Source organism: Campylobacter sp. IFREMER_LSEM_CL2194, from assembly GCF_025771685.1.
In the GTDB taxonomy this organism is placed as follows: domain Bacteria; phylum Campylobacterota; class Campylobacteria; order Campylobacterales; family Campylobacteraceae; genus Campylobacter_D.
Genome location: NZ_JAKMQS010000003.1, coordinates 119,428 through 136,636, shown reverse-complemented (window position 1 = coordinate 136,636; position 17,209 = coordinate 119,428). Strand labels below are relative to the sequence as shown.

Here is a 17,209-nt window from a genome sequence, read left to right as displayed (position 1 = left end):
TTTACATGATACCTAAAAAATTTGTTAAAATAGAACAATTTACTTTAAATGCAAATGGGAAAATTGACAGGAAGGTTTTGAGTAAATTTGTTTAAGAATTTTTCACAAACACATGATAATGGTTTTTTATTACATAATTGCTATGAATACAAAGAAAGTTTTTTAAAACATGCAATTAATAATAATTATTTTTTTCAACAAGAAAATAATAGTTTCTTTTTTCTAAATAAAAAACTTTTGTTTTACTTCATTAATGAAATAAAACAGTACAACTTAAAACCATCTTTTATAAGACTTATCGGAAATCAAGAAAAATATTTTGAAAAACATCAATTATTTCTAAAGCTTAATAATTTCAAGTGTTTTCAGGTATTTAAACAAATGATACTAAAGAATGAAAATTTAATACCTATTGAATTTGATTTCATAAAAAAACCAACCATTGATGAAACTGCAGAATGTTATGACTTTTTAAATAATAACTTTGAATACGAATTTAATCTTTTTTATCAAAAAAATAATTTCAAAAAACATATTAATAATATTTTATACTATAAAGAAAATGGCAAAATATGCGGAGTATTGTTATATTCCAATATTTTAAACAATGCTATCTTGGATTATATTGCGGTAAAACCAAACCTCAAATACAAAAATGTAGCATTTGCCTTGTTAAATCACTTCTTCTTAGAAAACACAAAAGCAAAATTTTATAAACTATATGTTGATATTAATAATACAAAAGCTATAAAGTTTTATAAAAAATCTAATTTCAAATTTAATAAAACAGAAATCAGATTCTATAGGAATTTTCATGAACTTTAAGAAAATTTATTTGATAGGCGAAGGTAGAATAGCTAAGGAGTGCTTAAAAATAGCACACAATTTTTTCAAACAAGAAGTGTTACTTATCACACTAAAAAATAAAAACGAATTGGATGTTTTCTTTGAGAAAATATCTAACTCTCTTATTTTAAGTGTGAATAATTTTTATATTTTTCAAAAAAAATGTGTTGAATCAAATTTCATCATTAACTATCATAATTCACTACTTCCAAAATACAAAGGAAGAAATGCACATATATGGGCTATATGGAACCAAGAAAATATAACAGGAATCACTTGGCATAAGGTTGATTGCACTATAGATACAGGAGATATCATCTTGCAAAAAGAGATAAAAATAACTAACTCGCTAACAGCTATAAAACTACTCCAAATGCAGCAAAATTTAGCCATCAATTCTTTTGAGGAATGTTTAAAGAATATAAAAAATTCTTTTCCTCAGCCAAAAATTATTTCTGTGGTTAGGGGGGGGGGATATTCACAAAATAAGTCAACTACCTAATAATGGTATTTTAGATATATCTTGGAACATCCCAATCGTAGAAATATTTTTAAGAGCAATGGACAATGGCAATCTTACTCCTAAAACTAAAGTAAAAATAAACGATATGATGTATGATATTTCATTTTATGAAATAAACCATCTTGAAATAATTTTATTTTTAAGTAATAATATAAAAATAACAATTCCAAAGGAATAAAATGCAACAAATTCAAGAATTTTTTAATAAAATAGACAGAAGCGATATAAACGAAACTATGCAAAATTTACTTAGTGATGACATAATAGACAGTATTGACATCATGGCTTTAGTAGCTGAAATAGAAAAATACTATAAAAAACCACTAAAGGCAGATTTTATCAAAGCGGAAAATTTTGAAAGCTTCAAAAATATTAAAGAGATGTTAGAAATAGCAATGCAATGAATTTAGAAACTGCTAATCATTTCATTAAAGCTGTCAGTATTGTTTTGCCTAAAAATCCACTCCACAAAGAAGATAGATTAAAGCTTTGCAATATAAATGAAAGAAAGTATCAACTTTTGCAAGAAAACTCAGGAATTTTCAATCATTTTATAAGTGATAATTCAACATACGCAAGTGATTTAGCAACACAAGCATTAGAGGAGCTTTTCTCAAAAGATATACTCAAAAAAGATGAAATTTGATCTACTAGTTTTTACAAGCTTTACACCGGATTATTTAGCACCAGCTTGCACTAGTTTAATCCACAAAAATTTAAATTTAAGTAGCCATACTTTATGCTTAGATGTATTAGGCTTTTGCCCTGGATTTTTACAGAGTTTGCTTCAAGTGTTTTTAGCTTTAAATCAACAGAACATAAAAAAAGCTATTTTAATGCGCCGGTGTAAAAAGTAAAGCGATTGACGCTCAAAAAGATAAAATTACCTTTTTAAATAATAGCGATAGTGCAAGTGCGATTTTAATAGAAAAAAATACCAATTCTAAAGAAAAAAGCTGTTTTTCTCAAAAAGTTTTTTCTACTCAATGTGTAGAAGAAACTTTACCCTATGGTGGACTTAGATTAGATAGTCTGAATATTTTGAAAGTCAACAACAATTTGACTTTTTCTTTTATTATGCAAAACTATCCAACATTTTTTCAAGAATTTTTTGAACATTTCAATCTAGAAAAAACTAATTTCGATGAATTTTTTATCCACTCTTCTGATAATTTTTCAAAACAAAAACTATATGAGAGACTAAATTTAAATTTTATCCAAGATAATATTCTTAAAAACTATGGAAACACTACTATAAATAAATTACCTCTAGAATTAGCTTCATATACTGGGGGGGGGGATAAACAAATTTTCCTTGGAAGCTTTGGAACAGGTATCACCCTTAATGCATGTAGCCTAAAAATAAATTTTGATAAACTTCAAAGTTTTATCAAAGTCGTGTAATTTTAAGCTCAAATCGATCTTTAAAATCTTTAAAAGTAAATATCTTATCTTTGCAAGGATAAGATATGCTATTTTCTCTCATATTAAATGTTTTATTTTTTAGTTTTTCAAGCAATATAGGTAATTCTTTTTTAAATAAAGCCCTATCTGTCATTCTCAAACCATGCTCTAAGCTCTTTATATATCTACCATCTACATCATTCTCATCTTTAACAATATGCAAAGTTGTATCAAATCCAAGTTGTTTGCAAAATTCATAAAAATTACTCTTATGTTCCACTGGAGCTCCCTCATCTTTTGCGCTATGATAACTGATAAATATTGTATTTTGATTTTTTTCATTTTGCAAACTTAGATGCTTTGAGTTTAAAAGAACCCTTATCATATAATTATCATCACTTAAAAAATACGGAGAGCTTTCATCTCTAGTCCAGTATTTTTTTACAAAACATAATAAAATATAATTATCACCTCTAATAGCAAATTCACCGCACTCACTTTCTCTGCCTAACAAATGAGGCAAATGAGGCAATGTCACTCCTGAATTATCTATCACTCCATCTACATACCAAGGAGCTATTTTAGCACACATTAAAGCTAAATAACCTCCATATGACCCCCCCCCGTAAATTTTTGGTAAAGATTTAAATTGAGGATAATTTTTCATAATATCTTTTAAGGCATTGATATGATCAATAGCTGCCATAATTCCATAATTTTGATATTCGTTATTTGGCAATACAAAATCACAAGAAAGATTTATCAAAAAGTCTTTTTTCAGTCTTCCTTCGTGTTTTATTTGTTTAGATCTTTCATCAAGCTTTCTTATACAATTTTTAAAATTGCTTTTTTCATAGTCATAAATTTCCATATCACAAATTTTTGCTATTTCACAAAAACTTTCCCAATCTTTTTCATTTGGCATAAAAATCGGATTATATTTCTCATCTATAGAAGGTCTAGCGCCAAAACAATGATAAAAAACATTTACAACAATAATATTAAATTTTTTAGCAAGATATTCTCTATCAAAATCTAAAAATGAAATATTTGCATTAGCTCCAAAACCACCTATAATAAAAACTATTGCCTTCATAGTTTTTTCATCATCATAAGTGATTCTATACTCTAACTTACTTTCTCTTTTTATATTTAATTCTACATCATCACAAGAGTCTATGAAATAAGTTTCATTTTTAAGCATGTTAAGCCTTATATTTGCATTTTTTAAGTATTATTATAACTAAAAAGTAAGGAGCTAGATGTGAATATTAACTTTGAAGATATTCAAAATATGTTTAATGCAATCAACAGAAGTGATATCAATGAAAACAGTCGCAATTTAGTGGATGATGACGTTATTGATAGCATGGATATGATGAGATTGATCTTAGAAATAGAAAAATTTATTGGAAAAAGTTTAGATGCTAAATATATAACTCCAGATAATTTTGAAGATTTTTCTACAATAAAAAATATGCTTGAGAAAGTTATATAATCTCAAGCACAAATTTATCGCCCTTATCTTTAAAAGTAAAAACTTTATCCTTGCAAGGATAGCTTATGCTATCTTCTCTCAGAATGAAATTTTTGTTTTTAAATTTTTCTAGTATCTTTGGAAGTTCTTTATTAAATAATGATTTGTCTTTTATTCCGCATCCATGTTCTAAATTTTTAGCAAATTTACCATCAATATCAGTTTCTTTTATCAAGTTGAAATCTACTTGATAATTTAAAATTTTTAGCAATTCCATAAAATAACTTTTATTCTCACAAGAAGTTAACAAATCCTTAGAGCTATGATAACTCGTATAAAATATATTTTTGTTTTTTTGAGCTTGTAAAATCAAATGTTCTTTATTTAATAAAGTTCTAATAAGAAAATGTTCATCTTTAAAACAACAAGGAGATGACTTATCAGAATTCCAGTATGTTTTTATAAAACAACCTATAATAAAACTCTTATAATTATAATATATATCATGAAAATTTAAATCTTTTCCCATGATGCAACCCAAAATTAGTGTTGCCTCACCAGAATTATCTACCACTCCATCAACATACCAAGGGGCTATTTTAGCAATCAATAAAGAAAGGTAACCTCCATAAGAACATCCACCATAAATTTTAGGTAATTTACCAAAGATAGGAAATTTTTTACACATATCCTTTAAGGCATTTATATGATCAATGGCTGCCATAATACCGTAATTTTGATATTCATCATTTGAAGGTGACAGAGTTGAGTTTATACAAAATTTAAAATCGTTGGACAATATATTTTTTGATTTATAAAAATCAATCAAAGACTCCAAAGAAGCAATTTGATTTTGTATATTTTCTTTATTAATATCTTCAGAAAACACAAAGCCTTGTTTGTTTAACTGTGCTTTAAAATACTCAACATCTCTATCATCATATGAAAAAGAGGCGCTGTAATTTTTATCTTTACTATTAATTCTACACCCAAAACAATGATACAAAACATTAACAGCTACAACATTAAATTTCTTGGCGATAAACTGTCTATTAAAGTCCATTACTTGCAGGTCAACATTTATTCCATATCCCCCTATGATAAAGACGATAGCTTTCATCTCTTTGTCATCATCATAAGTTATTCTATATTCTAATTTACTTTCTCTTTTTATATTTAATTCTACATCATCACAAGAGTCTATGAAATAAGTTTCATTTTTGAGCATAATTCTCTCTAATCATTAAAATAATTTGTAAATTGATCTTGATACCGCAACTCTAGATTATCATATATATCTTGAATTTTATCAATAAATTTGTCATTTCTATATGCTTGCATAGTCATAGAATTGATCTCTTGAAAAGCAAAAAAATCAAATTTTTCCTCATGCGTTAATTCTTCAAGATAAACTACTTTTCCATAATGATCATAAGTATATTGTTTAAGAGTTTCTTCTACTACCTCAAGTACCTTAAATACAAATATCATTATAGGTTCTTTTCTTAATACCTGTGTGCTTTGCTCAAACTCTCTTAAAAACTCATCATTTTTTCTATGGGTTATGGTACAATAGTGCTTTTTGGCATCTTTATAAAATATATCAAATAAAGCACAAGGTTTAACCCCTAAAAAATTTCCCTCATAATCAACCTGAGGATAATAAGGATAAAGCTTGCATATCAAAGGTCTAAGACCATGAGGATCACAAAGTCCATTTAAATCACATTTTGCAAAATAAGCATTGATTTTTTTTCCATTTTTTAAAGTAAAGGTGTTAACTTTTCCATTTTCTAAATATGTGTTACCAGCTTGTTTTAGTGAAAGATATTCAACTTCAAGCATAGGCAATATCACCGCACTAGATTTATTAAATTTAAAATATTGTGCATGAATATTATGACAACATCCACCATTACATGTTTTATAACATTGTGGTGCAAAAATGAATTCTTTATTTTGCAGTGAGTTAAAAAAATTTTTCATTTATTTCCTTTCTTGTATATTCTAGCTTAATTTTTGTACATCAAGTAATATTTGCTCATTTTCCTCTTTAAAAGTATATATTAAATCATCACACCTGTATGAGATTTCTTTTTTACAAGTTTTGTCTTTTAAAGGTTCTTGTAAAATTTGTGGCAAGTGTTTTTTAATAAGTAGTTTTATAGGTATACCCATACCATGAGTTAAATTTTTAATAAATTTACCATCAACTTGTTGATTATCTGTTATTTTTGTAAATTCAACATCAACTCCAAGTTCTTTTAAAATACTAACATATTCTTCTTTTTCTTCCAAAGGAACATATTCATCAAATTTAGAATGATAAGCGATATATTTTGGATTTGGATATTTTGCTTGTATATTTAGATGATCTTTGTTTAATGTTTCTCTAATAAGTTTTCTAGCAGGTGAAAAATAATAAGGTGATTGTTTGTTTGTAGTCCATAGTGTTTTTTCAGAAGCGCAAAGTCTAATATTGTTAAAATAGTGAAAAGTTCCAAAGCAAAAATACTCAGTATAATCAACTTCCTTGCCAAAGCCTATATATCTCCAAGCATCTCCATCAAGCGTCACATGAGAAGAATTATCAATGATTGCATCTATAACCCATGGAGCTATTTTTGCAGACAATGCGCCCATATAAGCACCATGTGAAACTCCTACCACAATAGTTTTTAAATTACTGTTTTTAAAAATTTTTGTTTTTACATAAAGCAAAGTATTTATCATATCAATCGTTTGCATAATACCATAATTTTGATATTCATTGTTCGTAAGCTGCAAACTCACACTCAAGTCCAAATAATACTCTCTGCTAAAATCCCAGTTATCTTTCTTTTTTTGAATTTCTTTATTAAGATAATTCATAGCAGGATAAAATTCCTCAAAAGTGTTAAGTTTTGATATATTATAGGGAATTTTTATATTGATAGCTTTCAAACTCGCATCAAAAATAAGTTTATCAATATCATCTAAATACCACTTAGCGCCAGTTTGAGGACGGTTACCTATACCATGATAATTTACACTCAAAACTGCCACATTATATTTTGACGCAAAATATTCCATATTAAACTTTAAAACAGGATCTCTTATATCAGCCCCAAGTCCTTGAACAATACACATTATAGCTTCAATTTCTTTTGTATCATCATATATAAGTTGAAATTCTAGTTTACTTTCTCTTTTTATATTTAATTCTACATCATCACAAGAATCTATAAAATAAGTTTCATCTTTGAGCATATTAAGCCTTTTAAAATTAAAGTTAAATTATACTTGCTTTTTTATAAAATTTAAAGATGATTTATGAAAAATATTTGTATTATCCCAGCGCGTGGTGGTTCTAAGCGTATTCCTAGAAAAAATATTATCGATTTTTTAGGAAAACCTTTGATTGCTTATAGCATAGAAAGTGCTTTAAATTCATGTATTTTTGATGATGTGATTATCTCAAGTGATGACGATGAGATTATCGAAGTGGCTTTAAAATATGGAGCCAAAGTTCCTTTTGTGCGCAAAAAAGAACTAAGTGATGATTATGCAAGCTCAACCGCTGTAATCCAAGATGCCATCATCACTCTAGAAAAGCAAGGTAAATTTTATGAAAATGTGTGTTGTTTATACGCTACTGCACCACTTATAGATGAGTTTATTTTGCAAAAAGCTTTTGAGCAATTCAGTCAAGATGAGTGCAAATTTTTATTTTCAGCTTGTGAATTTGAATACCCTATACAAAGAGGTTTTTACCTTGATGAACAAAATAAAGTTTGTATGTTTGATGAATCAAACTATAACAAACGCTCACAAGATCTTACCAAAGCTTATCATGATGGTGGAGCATTTTACTTTGGCAAAAAAGAAGCATGGCTAGAAGAAGATTTTATGTTTAAACCTCATTCTAAAGCCTTTTTACTTCCGAGAAATAAAATTTGCGATATTGATACTTTCGAAGACTTGGAATTTGCTAAAATGCTTTATCAATTACAACACATAAATATCAAAAATTAAGTAATTTTTACGTTTCTCAATTTTTCTATTACTACATAGATAAAATATAAGTTTTTTATTCTTAAAATTAAAGTATAATAAAAATAATTTCTACACAATAAAAGGAAATGCTATGCTACAAAAAAATATCAAAAGCATAAAAACAAAATTAGGTCAAACATTGTCAGCCATTAAAAAAACAAAATACAAAATTATCCAAGGTAATGATAGTTTAGATATAAATTTTCTAAACACCAAGGACAATACTTTTATTTATAAAAATCCTTTAGAAGAATTGAATACTATGCTTAATATATACAATGAAAAATACCGCTTATATCCTGTATTGTATTTTTACGGATTTGGAAACGGAATTTTATACAAAGCCCTTTTGCAAAATCCTCATCATCAAATCATTATTGTTTTTGAAAAAGATTTAGAGATTATCCATAGTGCTTTTAGTATTATAGATTTTAGCAAGGAACTCCAAGAAGCTAAACTTGTAATTGCAAATACAAACTGCTTAAAGATTATTGATTATGAATCAATGTGCAAACAACAACCTATGCTAAATTTTGCAAGAACATACTTTTTGGAACTACATTCTGATTATTACGAAAGATATCATGATGACATATTAAAAGTCAACAACAACATGCTAGAATACTTAAAAAAAGCCACATTGAAATATGGAAATCTACCTCTTGATGCTCTTCAAGGTATTGAACAGTTTACACATAACCTCCCTAAAATATTAACTCATCCAGATTATAAAGAGCTTCTACAAAAAAGAAAAAATTTAAGTGATACTGCTATAATTGTCGCCACTGGTCCTAGCCTTTCTAAACAACTTCCATTATTAAAACAATATGCTAGTAAAGCTACCATTTTTTGCGCAGATAGCTCCTATCCTATTTTAGCCAAGCACAGTATCAAACCAGATTACGTTTTATCTTTAGAAAGAGTAGCTTTAACTAGTGAATTTTTCAATAATGATTTTGGAAAATTTGACGAAGATATAGTTTTTGTTCTTAAATCATACACTCACCCTAATACAATAAAGTATCTAGATAAGAACAATAGAAATTATTTATTAGTTTTTCCTACAGGAGCTTATTTTATTCATTTTATGCAACTACATTCATATGGCTATCTTGCAACAGGATGGAGTGTTGCTAATATGGCCGCAAATTTAGCATTCGATCTTGGCCATAAAAATATTATTCTAATTGGACAAGATTTAGCATACAACAACAATGGAAATTCACATTCAGATGGGCATCTTTATCCTATAAAAGACGAAGCTTATAGACAAGATTATGGAAAGTATGAATGCGAAGCTTATGGTGGTAAAGGCAAAGTCCAAAGTTCTTTTGCTTGGACTCTATTTCGTCAAAATTTTGAAAGCGATATTGTTCGCTTTAAGCAATATGATGTCATCACTTATAATTGTACCGAGGGTGGAGCTAGAATCAAAGGAACCACAGAAAAAACATTTAAATATATATGCGAAAAATTGTTAAAAAAAGAACTAAAAAAGCCTTTTGAAAAACTGTGTGCTCCAGATTTTGATAAACAAAATAAATTAATGATTGAAGCATACTCTAAGATTAACAAAAGCATATCACATTGTCATACTCTAAACGATACTATGCAAACTTATCTATCTAATTTAAAGTGGACCTATCAAAATATTCACGCCAAGGAAAATATTGAATATGCAATCAAAAAAATCGATGAAATCAAACTATATATAGAAAATCTAACAAATATGGAAGAACTTCATGAAACATTATCTCCACTACTTGCTCAATTTGAATTTAATCTTGCTAAAATTTATGTTTTAAACCCTATCAATGAAGATGATGTATATAATAAATCACTTTTATGGATAAAAGAACATATTGACTGGCTTGAGTTAATTATCGCTCATATCAAAGCTCACGAACAAGCCTTGAATAGAGGTATAATTCCTTTACAAGAAACCATTATACAAAGAGGATATGAACATAAAATCAAATGAAAGTTCTTTTTAGAAGCGATAGTTCTAGCACTATAGGACACGGACACATTAAAAGAGATCTTTTGCTAGCTAAACAATACCAAGATGTATCTTTTGCTTGTTTACCACTAAAAGGCTCTTTAATAGATAAAATTCCTTATCCTGTGTATGAGTTAACAAGTGCTAGCATATATGAACTCATCAATCTCATCAAAAAGGAAAAATTTGATCTTTTAATCATTGATCATTATGAGATCACTGCAGATGATGAAAAACTCATAAAATTAGAAACAGGAGTTAAAATTCTTAGCTTTGATGATGAGATAAAAGAACATTTTTGCGATATTTTACTTAATGTCAATGCTTATGCTAAAGAAAGTGATTATGAAAATTTAGTGCCAAAGTATTGTGAGTTAAGATGTGGTTTTTCTTATGCTCTAATACGCGATGAGTTTTACCAAGAAAGTAAGATAAAAAGAGAAAAAATTTATGATTATTTTATCTGCATAGGAGGAAGTGATCCAAAAAACATTTCCTTTGATATAGCAAATAAACTAAATAAAAATAAAACTATCATCATAGCTACCACAAAAGCAAATTCTCATCTAAAATTGCTTCAAAAATTAAGCCAAAAAAACCCTAATATACAAATTCTTATTGACCATCCTAGTCTTGCTAGATTAATGAATGAAAGTAAAAAACTCATCATTAGCGCAAGCTCATTAGTCAATGAAGCTTTGATTTTAAAAGCAAATTTTAAAGCCATAGCTTATGCTAAAAATCAAGAAAAACTTGCAACTTGGCTTGCTAAAAAAGGTTATGAAGTGGAGAATTTTATATGATAGTTTTAAAAGATTTTATCCACTTAAACCAAGAAGAAATTAAGCTTGTTTTAAAATGGCGTAATGATGAAAGTATTGCTAAATTTATGAAAACACAAAATATCACTTTAAAAGAGCACTTAAGCTTTTTATCTGGCCTAAAAACAAATATAACTAAAAAATATTTTTTAGTATATGATGATGAAAATATCATAGGCGTGATTGATTTTATCAATATCACTAAACTTTCTTGTGAATTTGGGCTTTATGGTATAAAAAAAGGTATAGGCGAGCTTTTAATGCAAGAAGTTAAAAACTATGCTTTTAATGTTTTAAAAGTTCAAACTTTAAACGCTTGTGTTTTCAAAGAAAACACAAAAGCTTTAAATTTATATTTAAAACATGGTTTTAAAATTATTAAAGAAGATAATAATTTTTATTTTGTAAATTTAAACAATCCTCACAGGGATATTATTTTTTAAAAGCTCATTTTTAACATCATTTGGAGTATATTGACTAAAATGAAATATAAAAGCACCAGCTAATGCATTTGCACCAAGTTGTATAGCTTTTACCCCATCTTGAGGCTTAGAAAGCCCTCCATTAATAATGAGCGGAATTTTTAATTTACCTTTGAAATACTCTAGTAATTCCCAATCATACCCTAAAGAACTTCCTTCTTTATCAACACTTGTTAAAAGTATCTCCCCTGCTCCCAAAGATTCGTATTTTAATGCAAGTTCTAGCGGATCAATATCTAAAATTTCATTATTAAAAACTTTAAATTTATTTTTGTCTTTTTTCACATCAACCGAGCATACTACACAAGAACTTCCAAAAGTATTTGCCACATTTTTGACAAAATCTGGGTTTTGCAAAGCCATAGAATTAATACTAATTTTATCAGCACCTATATCTAACACTTTTCTAATATCTTCTAAAGTTCTAATCCCACCTCCAATAGTTAAAGGCATAAAACATTCATTGGCTATATCTTCTAAGCTTTCAAAATCTATAACACCGTTTTTATTAATATCCAAAACTATAAGCTCATCAACATTTCTAGCATTATATATCCTAGCTGTGCTTACCACATGTCCTATAGTTCTAAAAGAAGAAAAATTGATACTTTTTACAAGCTGATGATCTTTTAATAACACGCAAGGTATGATTCTTGTTTTAAGCATATTAGACCTTTAAATTTGCAAAATTTTCCAAAAGTTTCAAACCTATATTTTGGCTTTTTTCAGGGTGAAATTGCACAGCAAAAATATTATCTTTTTCAAAACTTGCACAAAAAGGTTTTTCATACTCACAAAAAGAAGTTTCCACTCTCTCTAAACACTCTACATAATAAGAATGCACAAAATAAAAATCACTTTTTTCTAAAATTCCATCAAAAAGCTTGCTTTTTTTGTCACTAAATTGCAAATCATCCCAGCCACTGTGCAATAATTTTTCTTTACTTAAATCAAATTTCAAAACTCTTGCTTTTATAAAATCAAGCCCTTCGCACTCTCCGCCCTCATATCCCTTACTGGCAAAAAGTTGCATACCAAGACAAATCCCCAAAATAGGTTTTTTATCTTTTAAAACACATTCTTTTAAAAGCTCATCTAGTGTAAGTTTTTTTAAATTGTCTATACCTTGCTTAAAAGATCCAACACCTGGTAAAACTAATTTAGAAGCATTTTTTATATCTTCTTTTTTAGAACTTATAATCACTTCTTGATTAAGTTTTTCAAAAGCTTTCAAAACAGATTTAAAATTTCCAAGATGATAATCAACAATACAAATCATTTCAAAATAAACTCATCTTTTTTTATCAATGATCCATCGCTATCTCTTAAGAATTTACCATTTTCATCGCGTTTAAATATCTTTTTATTAGTAAAAGAATCTACAATTTTTTCAAATTCTTTTTCACTAAAACCACTAAATTCTAAATATTTCTTAATAGCCTTTTTAGGTGGCTTTCCATCATATTTATTTACAAGTCTCACACCCTCTTCACGGCTAATATAGCCAAGTCTTATATCCAAACATGCATTATCCGTAGCTCTTCCAAAACCATATTTGCAGTATTTTAAATAATCATGCACATGATTTGAATAACAATCTAAATTTTCAAAATTCTCATAAGTAGTTTCAACTGGTTTTGTACTAGTTTTAAAACCATTTTCTTGAGCTAATTTTAAATTATACTTATAATCCCATTTAAAATAATATCCCAAAAATAACCCTGTAACTCCTACTCTTTGAAGCTCTTCATCACTTGGATAAGTGTAAAAATATAAATCCTTCTCTCTAATACCATCAACTCCAATCATATCAGAAATTCTATTACCCAAAAGTCCGCCAAATTCTTCAAGCCACTCTCTACCTAAAGTGTTTTTTTCTTTAGAACTAGCTGGCCCACCATATTCAATCTGCGGACTTTCCCCCCAAATAATCAAAGGAATGTCAAAAGCAACAGCTACTTTTGGAACACAAGTAAAAATTCCCAAATGGTTTTGCCATTCATTATCGCCCGTTCTTACAAAAGCTTCACGGGATAATTTTTTATATACTAAAGGGTTTCTTTTGATATGGATCAAATCAACACCAAGATTATTTAAATTTTTTAAATTCTTTTTACCTATTTTAGTAGGGATACTTGGTTCAAAACAAACACACAAAGGATTAAGCCCAAGCTCAAGACATTTTAAAACTTGAAAAGTAGAATCCTTACCACCACTTACTCCTATGACACAATCATACACGGGGTGTTTTTTATATTTTTTCACAAGTTCTAGAAATTCTTTTTCACGCTCTTGCCAGTCTATATGGTGATTTTTCGCTTCTTGCGAGCAACACGCATCACAAATTCCCTCATCATTAAAATGCAAATCAGGCTTAGTATCTGGCATAACGCATTTTTTACAAAATTTCATATTAACTCCAAAAAATATTTATAATCATCATAAATCGACTATGATTATATTTTCTAAAGCTAAATAAATTTTTATTTTGTTACAATTTTTTTATTTAAAGGTTTATAGATTATGGATTTAACTTTACTTCCTTATATGATTATAGGGATTTTTTCGGGTATAGCTTCAGGGGTTTTTGGCATAGGCGGTGGTATGATTATCGTTCCTTTCATGCTTACTTTAGGGCTTAGCTCTCACCATGCTGTTGCAATTTCTGTTGTACAAATGATTTTTGCTTCTATTTTTGGCTCCTATTTAAACTATAAAAAGAAAAATTTAATCTTAAAAGATGGACTCATCATAGGCTTTGGAGGCTTTTTAGGTGCGATGTTTAGTGGGATTTTGCTCTCATATTTTTCAGATATAACCTTAACAAGTATTTTTCTATGCGTGAGTATTGTATTCTTTTTAAAATTTGCTTTTAATCAAAAAAGTACCATTGGAAATATCAACCACTCTAACATCTTGAAAAATTCTATTTTGCTAATTTGTGGCGTATTTACAGGAATTTTTGCCATATCTTTAGGGATTGGCGGTGGGCTTTTAATCACCCCTATTTTAGCTTATTTTTTAGGCTATGATACTAAAAAAGTAGTGCCACTTAGTTTGTTTTTTGTGATTTTTGCTTCCATTTCAGGAATTAGTTCTTTTGTATATAATGACATCATTGATAAAGAAGTCTTGCAAAATGGAAGCTTAGTAGGACTTAGTTCTATGCTAGGGGTTTATCTTGGTATTAAAATCATGGAAAAAATCAACCTTAAATCCCACCGCATAGCACTTTTGGGCATCTACACTCTTTCTATAACTATGACTATTATAAGCTTGATTAAAAAGCTAAATTTATTTTAATCTATCAGCAAATTTTTGTCTGTTAGAAGTATAGACAAAGCTTAAAACTTCCGCCACTGCTTTAAAAAGCTCTGGTGGGATAAGATCATTTACCTCACATGCTTTATAAAGTTCTCTTGCTAAAGGAGGATTTTCATAAATCATCACATTATATTCATATGCCATATCTTTTATACGCAAAGCTAAAAAGTCCACTCCTTTAGCTAAAACTTTTGGCGCAGCTTCTTTAGAACTATCATAACGCAAAGCAACCGCATAGTGAGTGGGGTTAGTAATCACCACATCAGCACTAGCGACATCTTGTACCATTCTGCGTCTTGCTGCTTCCATTTGCAAACGACGAATTCTTCCTTTTACCAAAGGATCTCCTTCGCTTTGTTTGTATTCATCTTTGATTTCTTGTTTGCTCATGCGTAAATTTTTAAAGTACTGATACCTTACCAAAAGCACATCTAAAAGCCCAATAATCAAAAAAGCTATAATCACAATAGCCGCAAGTATAATAGCCTTATCCCTAAGCCATAAAAGTTGTGGATAAATCGTATAAAGCTCCACTCTAGGAAGTTCTTTCATAAATTGTAATAAAAAAATAAAAGCTATTCCAAAAACCACTCCAACTTTAAGAGTAATTTTTAAAGCTTCAATGATTTTTTTCAAAGAAAAAAGATTTTTAAGACCATTAATAGGGTTAATTTTGTTAAAATTTGGAGTAATAGGCTTGGTGGTAAAAATAAAACCAAATTGCATTAAATTCCCAAGCACGCCTGCAACCATAATCGTTAAAGTAATAGGTAAAACCATAATAAACATTTCTATCATGGTTTTTATAATAATTTTTTGCAAGATTTTTAAATCAAGTTCTATACCTATAAAGCTTTGATAAAACCTATACAAACCGCTAATTCTCTCACCTATAAAAGGCAACATAAACAACACCACAACCACAGCTATAACAAGTACAGCCACAGCAGATGCATCTTGGCTTTTTGGAACATTACCCTCTTTACGAGCATCTTCTATTTTCTTGGATGTGGGTTCTTCTGTTTTTTCTTGATCATCAGCAGCCATAAAAAACCTTTAAATTTTTAAAGCAAAATTATAGCATTTAATCCAAGTATCAACAAATTTAAACTATTTTATTTGTTAAAAATTTTGATTTTAAATTTTAAAAGTATTAAGTATAAAAATAAATGAGTAGAATAAATAAAATATTAAAAGCCTACAAAGTAGGCTTTTAGTTTATAGTTTACCTTCGTTTTTACTTAGATAATCAGCAACACCTTTAGGGTCAGCTTTCATACCTTCATCACCTTTGTTCCAGCCAGCTGGGCAAACTTCACCATGTTCATTAGTAAATAACATAGTATCAACCATTCTAATCATCTCATCAATGTTTCTTCCAAGTGGTAAGTCATTGATCACTGCATGACGAATTGTTCCATCAGCATCAAGTAAGAAAGAACCTCTTAAAGCAACTGCCTCTTCAAATAAAACATCAAAATTTCTAGCAATTTGTTTAGTTAAATCAGCTACTAAAGGAAATTTAACTTGACCTATACCACCTTGATTTACTGGCATATTTTTCCATGCAAAGTGAGAAAATTCATTATCGCAAGATACGCCGATTACTTCAATACCTCTATCTTTAAAATCTTGATATCTTTTATCAAAAGCAATGATTTCAGACGGGCAAACAAAAGTAAAGTCTTTTGGATAGAAAAATACTACCGCGCCTTTTGGTCCTATATTTTTATAAAGATTAAAATCTTCAACTATTTGGTTATTTCCTAATACAGCTGGTGCTGTAAAATCAATAGCTTTTTTAGTAACTATCATTTTTTATCTCCTAATTAATAAATTTTATTTGTAACAAAATAATATCATTTGTAAATTTAAAAATTTATTAATTGTGTAAAATTATCCATAATTTAATTTTATTATCAAAATTAATAGATTTTAAGAATAAAATTAACACAATTTTGATAATCTTGCATTCAACATTAATATTAAGGAGTAAAAAATGGCAGTTAAAATTACTGATATTTGTATAGCATGTGGTTCTTGTATAGATGAATGCCCAGTAAGTGCGATCGTAGATGATGCAAATAATCCTGAGGGTGAAGACAGATATTATGTTTATGCAGATAAATGTGTTGAGTGTGTAGGACACAATGATCAACCAGCCTGTGCAAGTGCTTGCCCAACTGATGGCTGTATTGTATGGAGTGATGTAGTAGGTGGTCAACCAAGTCGTGATAACATCGGTAGTGATTTAAGAGACGGTTCAACTCCAGTATTTGCTTAATAAATTTAATGTAA

23 protein-coding genes are annotated in these 17,209 nt (G+C 28.5%); 14 read left to right on the top strand and 9 right to left on the bottom strand.

Annotated elements, in window-relative coordinates; all coding sequences use genetic code 11:
- From L8V79_RS02475 to L8V79_RS02445, 7 genes are all read left to right on the top strand, one after another.
- Positions 1 to 95: hypothetical protein (locus tag L8V79_RS02475; RefSeq protein ID WP_263702373.1), on the top strand; the 95-nt coding region annotated here is incomplete at its 5' end.
- The gene (locus tag L8V79_RS02470; RefSeq protein WP_263702369.1) at positions 88 to 825 is read left to right on the top strand and encodes a GNAT family N-acetyltransferase; all 738 of its coding nucleotides are present in this window, start codon (positions 88 to 90) and stop codon (positions 823 to 825) included. The genes L8V79_RS02475 and L8V79_RS02470, both read left to right, overlap by 8 nt.
- Positions 815 to 1,348: a formyltransferase family protein gene (locus L8V79_RS02465; RefSeq protein WP_263702368.1), complete on the top strand. Its 534-nt coding sequence runs from the start codon at positions 815 to 817 to the stop codon at positions 1,346 to 1,348. The genes L8V79_RS02470 and L8V79_RS02465 overlap by 11 nt, the downstream gene beginning before the upstream one ends.
- A gap of 200 nt (positions 1,349 to 1,548) precedes the next feature.
- Entirely contained in the window at positions 1,549 to 1,773 is a 225-nt protein-coding gene (locus L8V79_RS02460; RefSeq protein ID WP_263702367.1) for an acyl carrier protein, read from the top strand.
- On the top strand, positions 1,770 to 2,015 hold the full coding sequence (locus L8V79_RS02455; protein WP_263702366.1) for a hypothetical protein: 246 nt from the start codon (positions 1,770 to 1,772) through the stop codon (positions 2,013 to 2,015). The genes L8V79_RS02460 and L8V79_RS02455 overlap by 4 nt, the downstream gene beginning before the upstream one ends.
- A complete protein-coding gene (locus tag L8V79_RS02450) occupies positions 2,005 to 2,226 on the top strand; it encodes a hypothetical protein (protein WP_263702365.1) in 222 nt (73 codons plus the stop codon). Before L8V79_RS02455 ends, L8V79_RS02450 begins: the two co-directional genes overlap by 11 nt.
- Positions 2,227 to 2,428: 202 nt before the next feature.
- Positions 2,429 to 2,773 (top strand): hypothetical protein, encoded by a 345-nt coding sequence (locus L8V79_RS02445; RefSeq protein ID WP_263702364.1) that lies wholly within the window; start codon positions 2,429 to 2,431, stop codon positions 2,771 to 2,773.
- Here L8V79_RS02445 and L8V79_RS02440 read toward each other — a convergent pair.
- Entirely contained in the window at positions 2,760 to 3,977 is a 1,218-nt protein-coding gene (locus L8V79_RS02440) for a DUF2920 family protein (RefSeq protein ID WP_263702363.1), read from the bottom strand. The genes L8V79_RS02445 and L8V79_RS02440 overlap by 14 nt on opposite strands.
- 60 nt (positions 3,978 to 4,037) lie before the next feature.
- Between L8V79_RS02440 and L8V79_RS02435 the strand changes: the two genes are divergently transcribed.
- Entirely contained in the window at positions 4,038 to 4,271 is a 234-nt protein-coding gene (locus L8V79_RS02435) for an acyl carrier protein (RefSeq protein WP_412175173.1), read from the top strand.
- Here the strand turns inward: L8V79_RS02435 and L8V79_RS02430 are convergent.
- Genes L8V79_RS02430 through L8V79_RS02420 form a run of 3 tightly spaced genes read right to left on the bottom strand, consistent with a single transcriptional unit; the run spans position 4,264 to position 7,499 of the window.
- Complete coding sequence (locus L8V79_RS02430; RefSeq protein ID WP_263702362.1) at positions 4,264 to 5,478, bottom strand: DUF2920 family protein; 1,215 nt, start codon at positions 5,476 to 5,478, stop codon at positions 4,264 to 4,266. The two genes, L8V79_RS02435 and L8V79_RS02430, sit on opposite strands and share 8 nt — an antisense overlap.
- Positions 5,479 to 5,486: 8 nt before the next feature.
- Positions 5,487 to 6,236, bottom strand: coding sequence for a hypothetical protein (locus tag L8V79_RS02425; RefSeq protein WP_263702361.1), 750 nt, complete (start codon positions 6,234 to 6,236; stop codon positions 5,487 to 5,489).
- A 21-nt stretch (positions 6,237 to 6,257) separates the two neighbouring features.
- Positions 6,258 to 7,499, bottom strand: a complete 1,242-nt coding sequence (locus L8V79_RS02420; protein WP_263702360.1) for a DUF2920 family protein — start codon at positions 7,497 to 7,499, stop codon at positions 6,258 to 6,260.
- A 63-nt stretch (positions 7,500 to 7,562) separates the two neighbouring features.
- On the opposite strand from L8V79_RS02420, the gene pseF reads away from it, so the two are divergent.
- From pseF to pseH, 4 genes are all read left to right on the top strand, one after another.
- A complete protein-coding gene (pseF, locus tag L8V79_RS02415) occupies positions 7,563 to 8,264 on the top strand; it encodes a pseudaminic acid cytidylyltransferase (RefSeq protein ID WP_263702359.1) in 702 nt (233 codons plus the stop codon).
- A 112-nt stretch (positions 8,265 to 8,376) separates the two neighbouring features.
- Positions 8,377 to 10,266, top strand: coding sequence for a motility associated factor glycosyltransferase family protein (locus L8V79_RS02410; protein WP_263702358.1), 1,890 nt, complete (start codon positions 8,377 to 8,379; stop codon positions 10,264 to 10,266).
- Positions 10,263 to 11,087, top strand: coding sequence for a UDP-2,4-diacetamido-2,4,6-trideoxy-beta-L-altropyranose hydrolase (gene pseG / locus L8V79_RS02405; RefSeq protein ID WP_263702356.1), 825 nt, complete (start codon positions 10,263 to 10,265; stop codon positions 11,085 to 11,087). Before L8V79_RS02410 ends, pseG begins: the two co-directional genes overlap by 4 nt.
- On the top strand, positions 11,084 to 11,548 hold the full coding sequence (gene pseH, locus L8V79_RS02400) for a UDP-4-amino-4,6-dideoxy-N-acetyl-beta-L-altrosamine N-acetyltransferase (protein WP_263702354.1): 465 nt from the start codon (positions 11,084 to 11,086) through the stop codon (positions 11,546 to 11,548). The genes pseG and pseH overlap by 4 nt, the downstream gene beginning before the upstream one ends.
- On the opposite strand, the gene L8V79_RS02395 is transcribed toward pseH, so the two are convergent.
- The 3 genes from L8V79_RS02395 to L8V79_RS02385 are packed head-to-tail and all read right to left on the bottom strand — an operon-like array spanning position 11,516 to position 13,999.
- Positions 11,516 to 12,253, bottom strand: coding sequence for a HisA/HisF-related TIM barrel protein (locus L8V79_RS02395; protein ID WP_263702352.1), 738 nt, complete (start codon positions 12,251 to 12,253; stop codon positions 11,516 to 11,518). The two genes, pseH and L8V79_RS02395, sit on opposite strands and share 33 nt — an antisense overlap.
- A 1-nt stretch (position 12,254) precedes the next feature.
- A complete protein-coding gene (hisH, locus tag L8V79_RS02390; protein ID WP_263702351.1) occupies positions 12,255 to 12,866 on the bottom strand; it encodes an imidazole glycerol phosphate synthase subunit HisH in 612 nt (203 codons plus the stop codon).
- A complete protein-coding gene (locus L8V79_RS02385; RefSeq protein WP_263702350.1) occupies positions 12,863 to 13,999 on the bottom strand; it encodes an N-acetyl sugar amidotransferase in 1,137 nt (378 codons plus the stop codon). Before L8V79_RS02385 ends, hisH begins: the two co-directional genes overlap by 4 nt.
- 111 nt (positions 14,000 to 14,110) lie before the next feature.
- Here L8V79_RS02385 and L8V79_RS02380 point away from each other — a divergent pair, with 111 nt between their 5' ends.
- A complete protein-coding gene (locus L8V79_RS02380; protein WP_263702349.1) occupies positions 14,111 to 14,890 on the top strand; it encodes a sulfite exporter TauE/SafE family protein in 780 nt (259 codons plus the stop codon).
- Here the strand turns inward: L8V79_RS02380 and flhB are convergent.
- On the bottom strand, positions 14,882 to 15,958 hold the full coding sequence (gene flhB, locus L8V79_RS02375; RefSeq protein WP_039628948.1) for a flagellar biosynthesis protein FlhB: 1,077 nt from the start codon (positions 15,956 to 15,958) through the stop codon (positions 14,882 to 14,884). The two genes, L8V79_RS02380 and flhB, sit on opposite strands and share 9 nt — an antisense overlap.
- A 171-nt stretch (positions 15,959 to 16,129) precedes the next feature.
- Positions 16,130 to 16,726: a peroxiredoxin gene (locus L8V79_RS02370; RefSeq protein ID WP_087699604.1), complete on the bottom strand. Its 597-nt coding sequence runs from the start codon at positions 16,724 to 16,726 to the stop codon at positions 16,130 to 16,132.
- Between the two features lie 184 nt (positions 16,727 to 16,910).
- Here L8V79_RS02370 and L8V79_RS02365 point away from each other — a divergent pair, with 184 nt between their 5' ends.
- Positions 16,911 to 17,195, top strand: coding sequence for a DUF362 domain-containing protein (locus L8V79_RS02365; protein WP_173786825.1), 285 nt, complete (start codon positions 16,911 to 16,913; stop codon positions 17,193 to 17,195).
- Positions 17,196 to 17,209 lie beyond the last annotated feature (14 nt).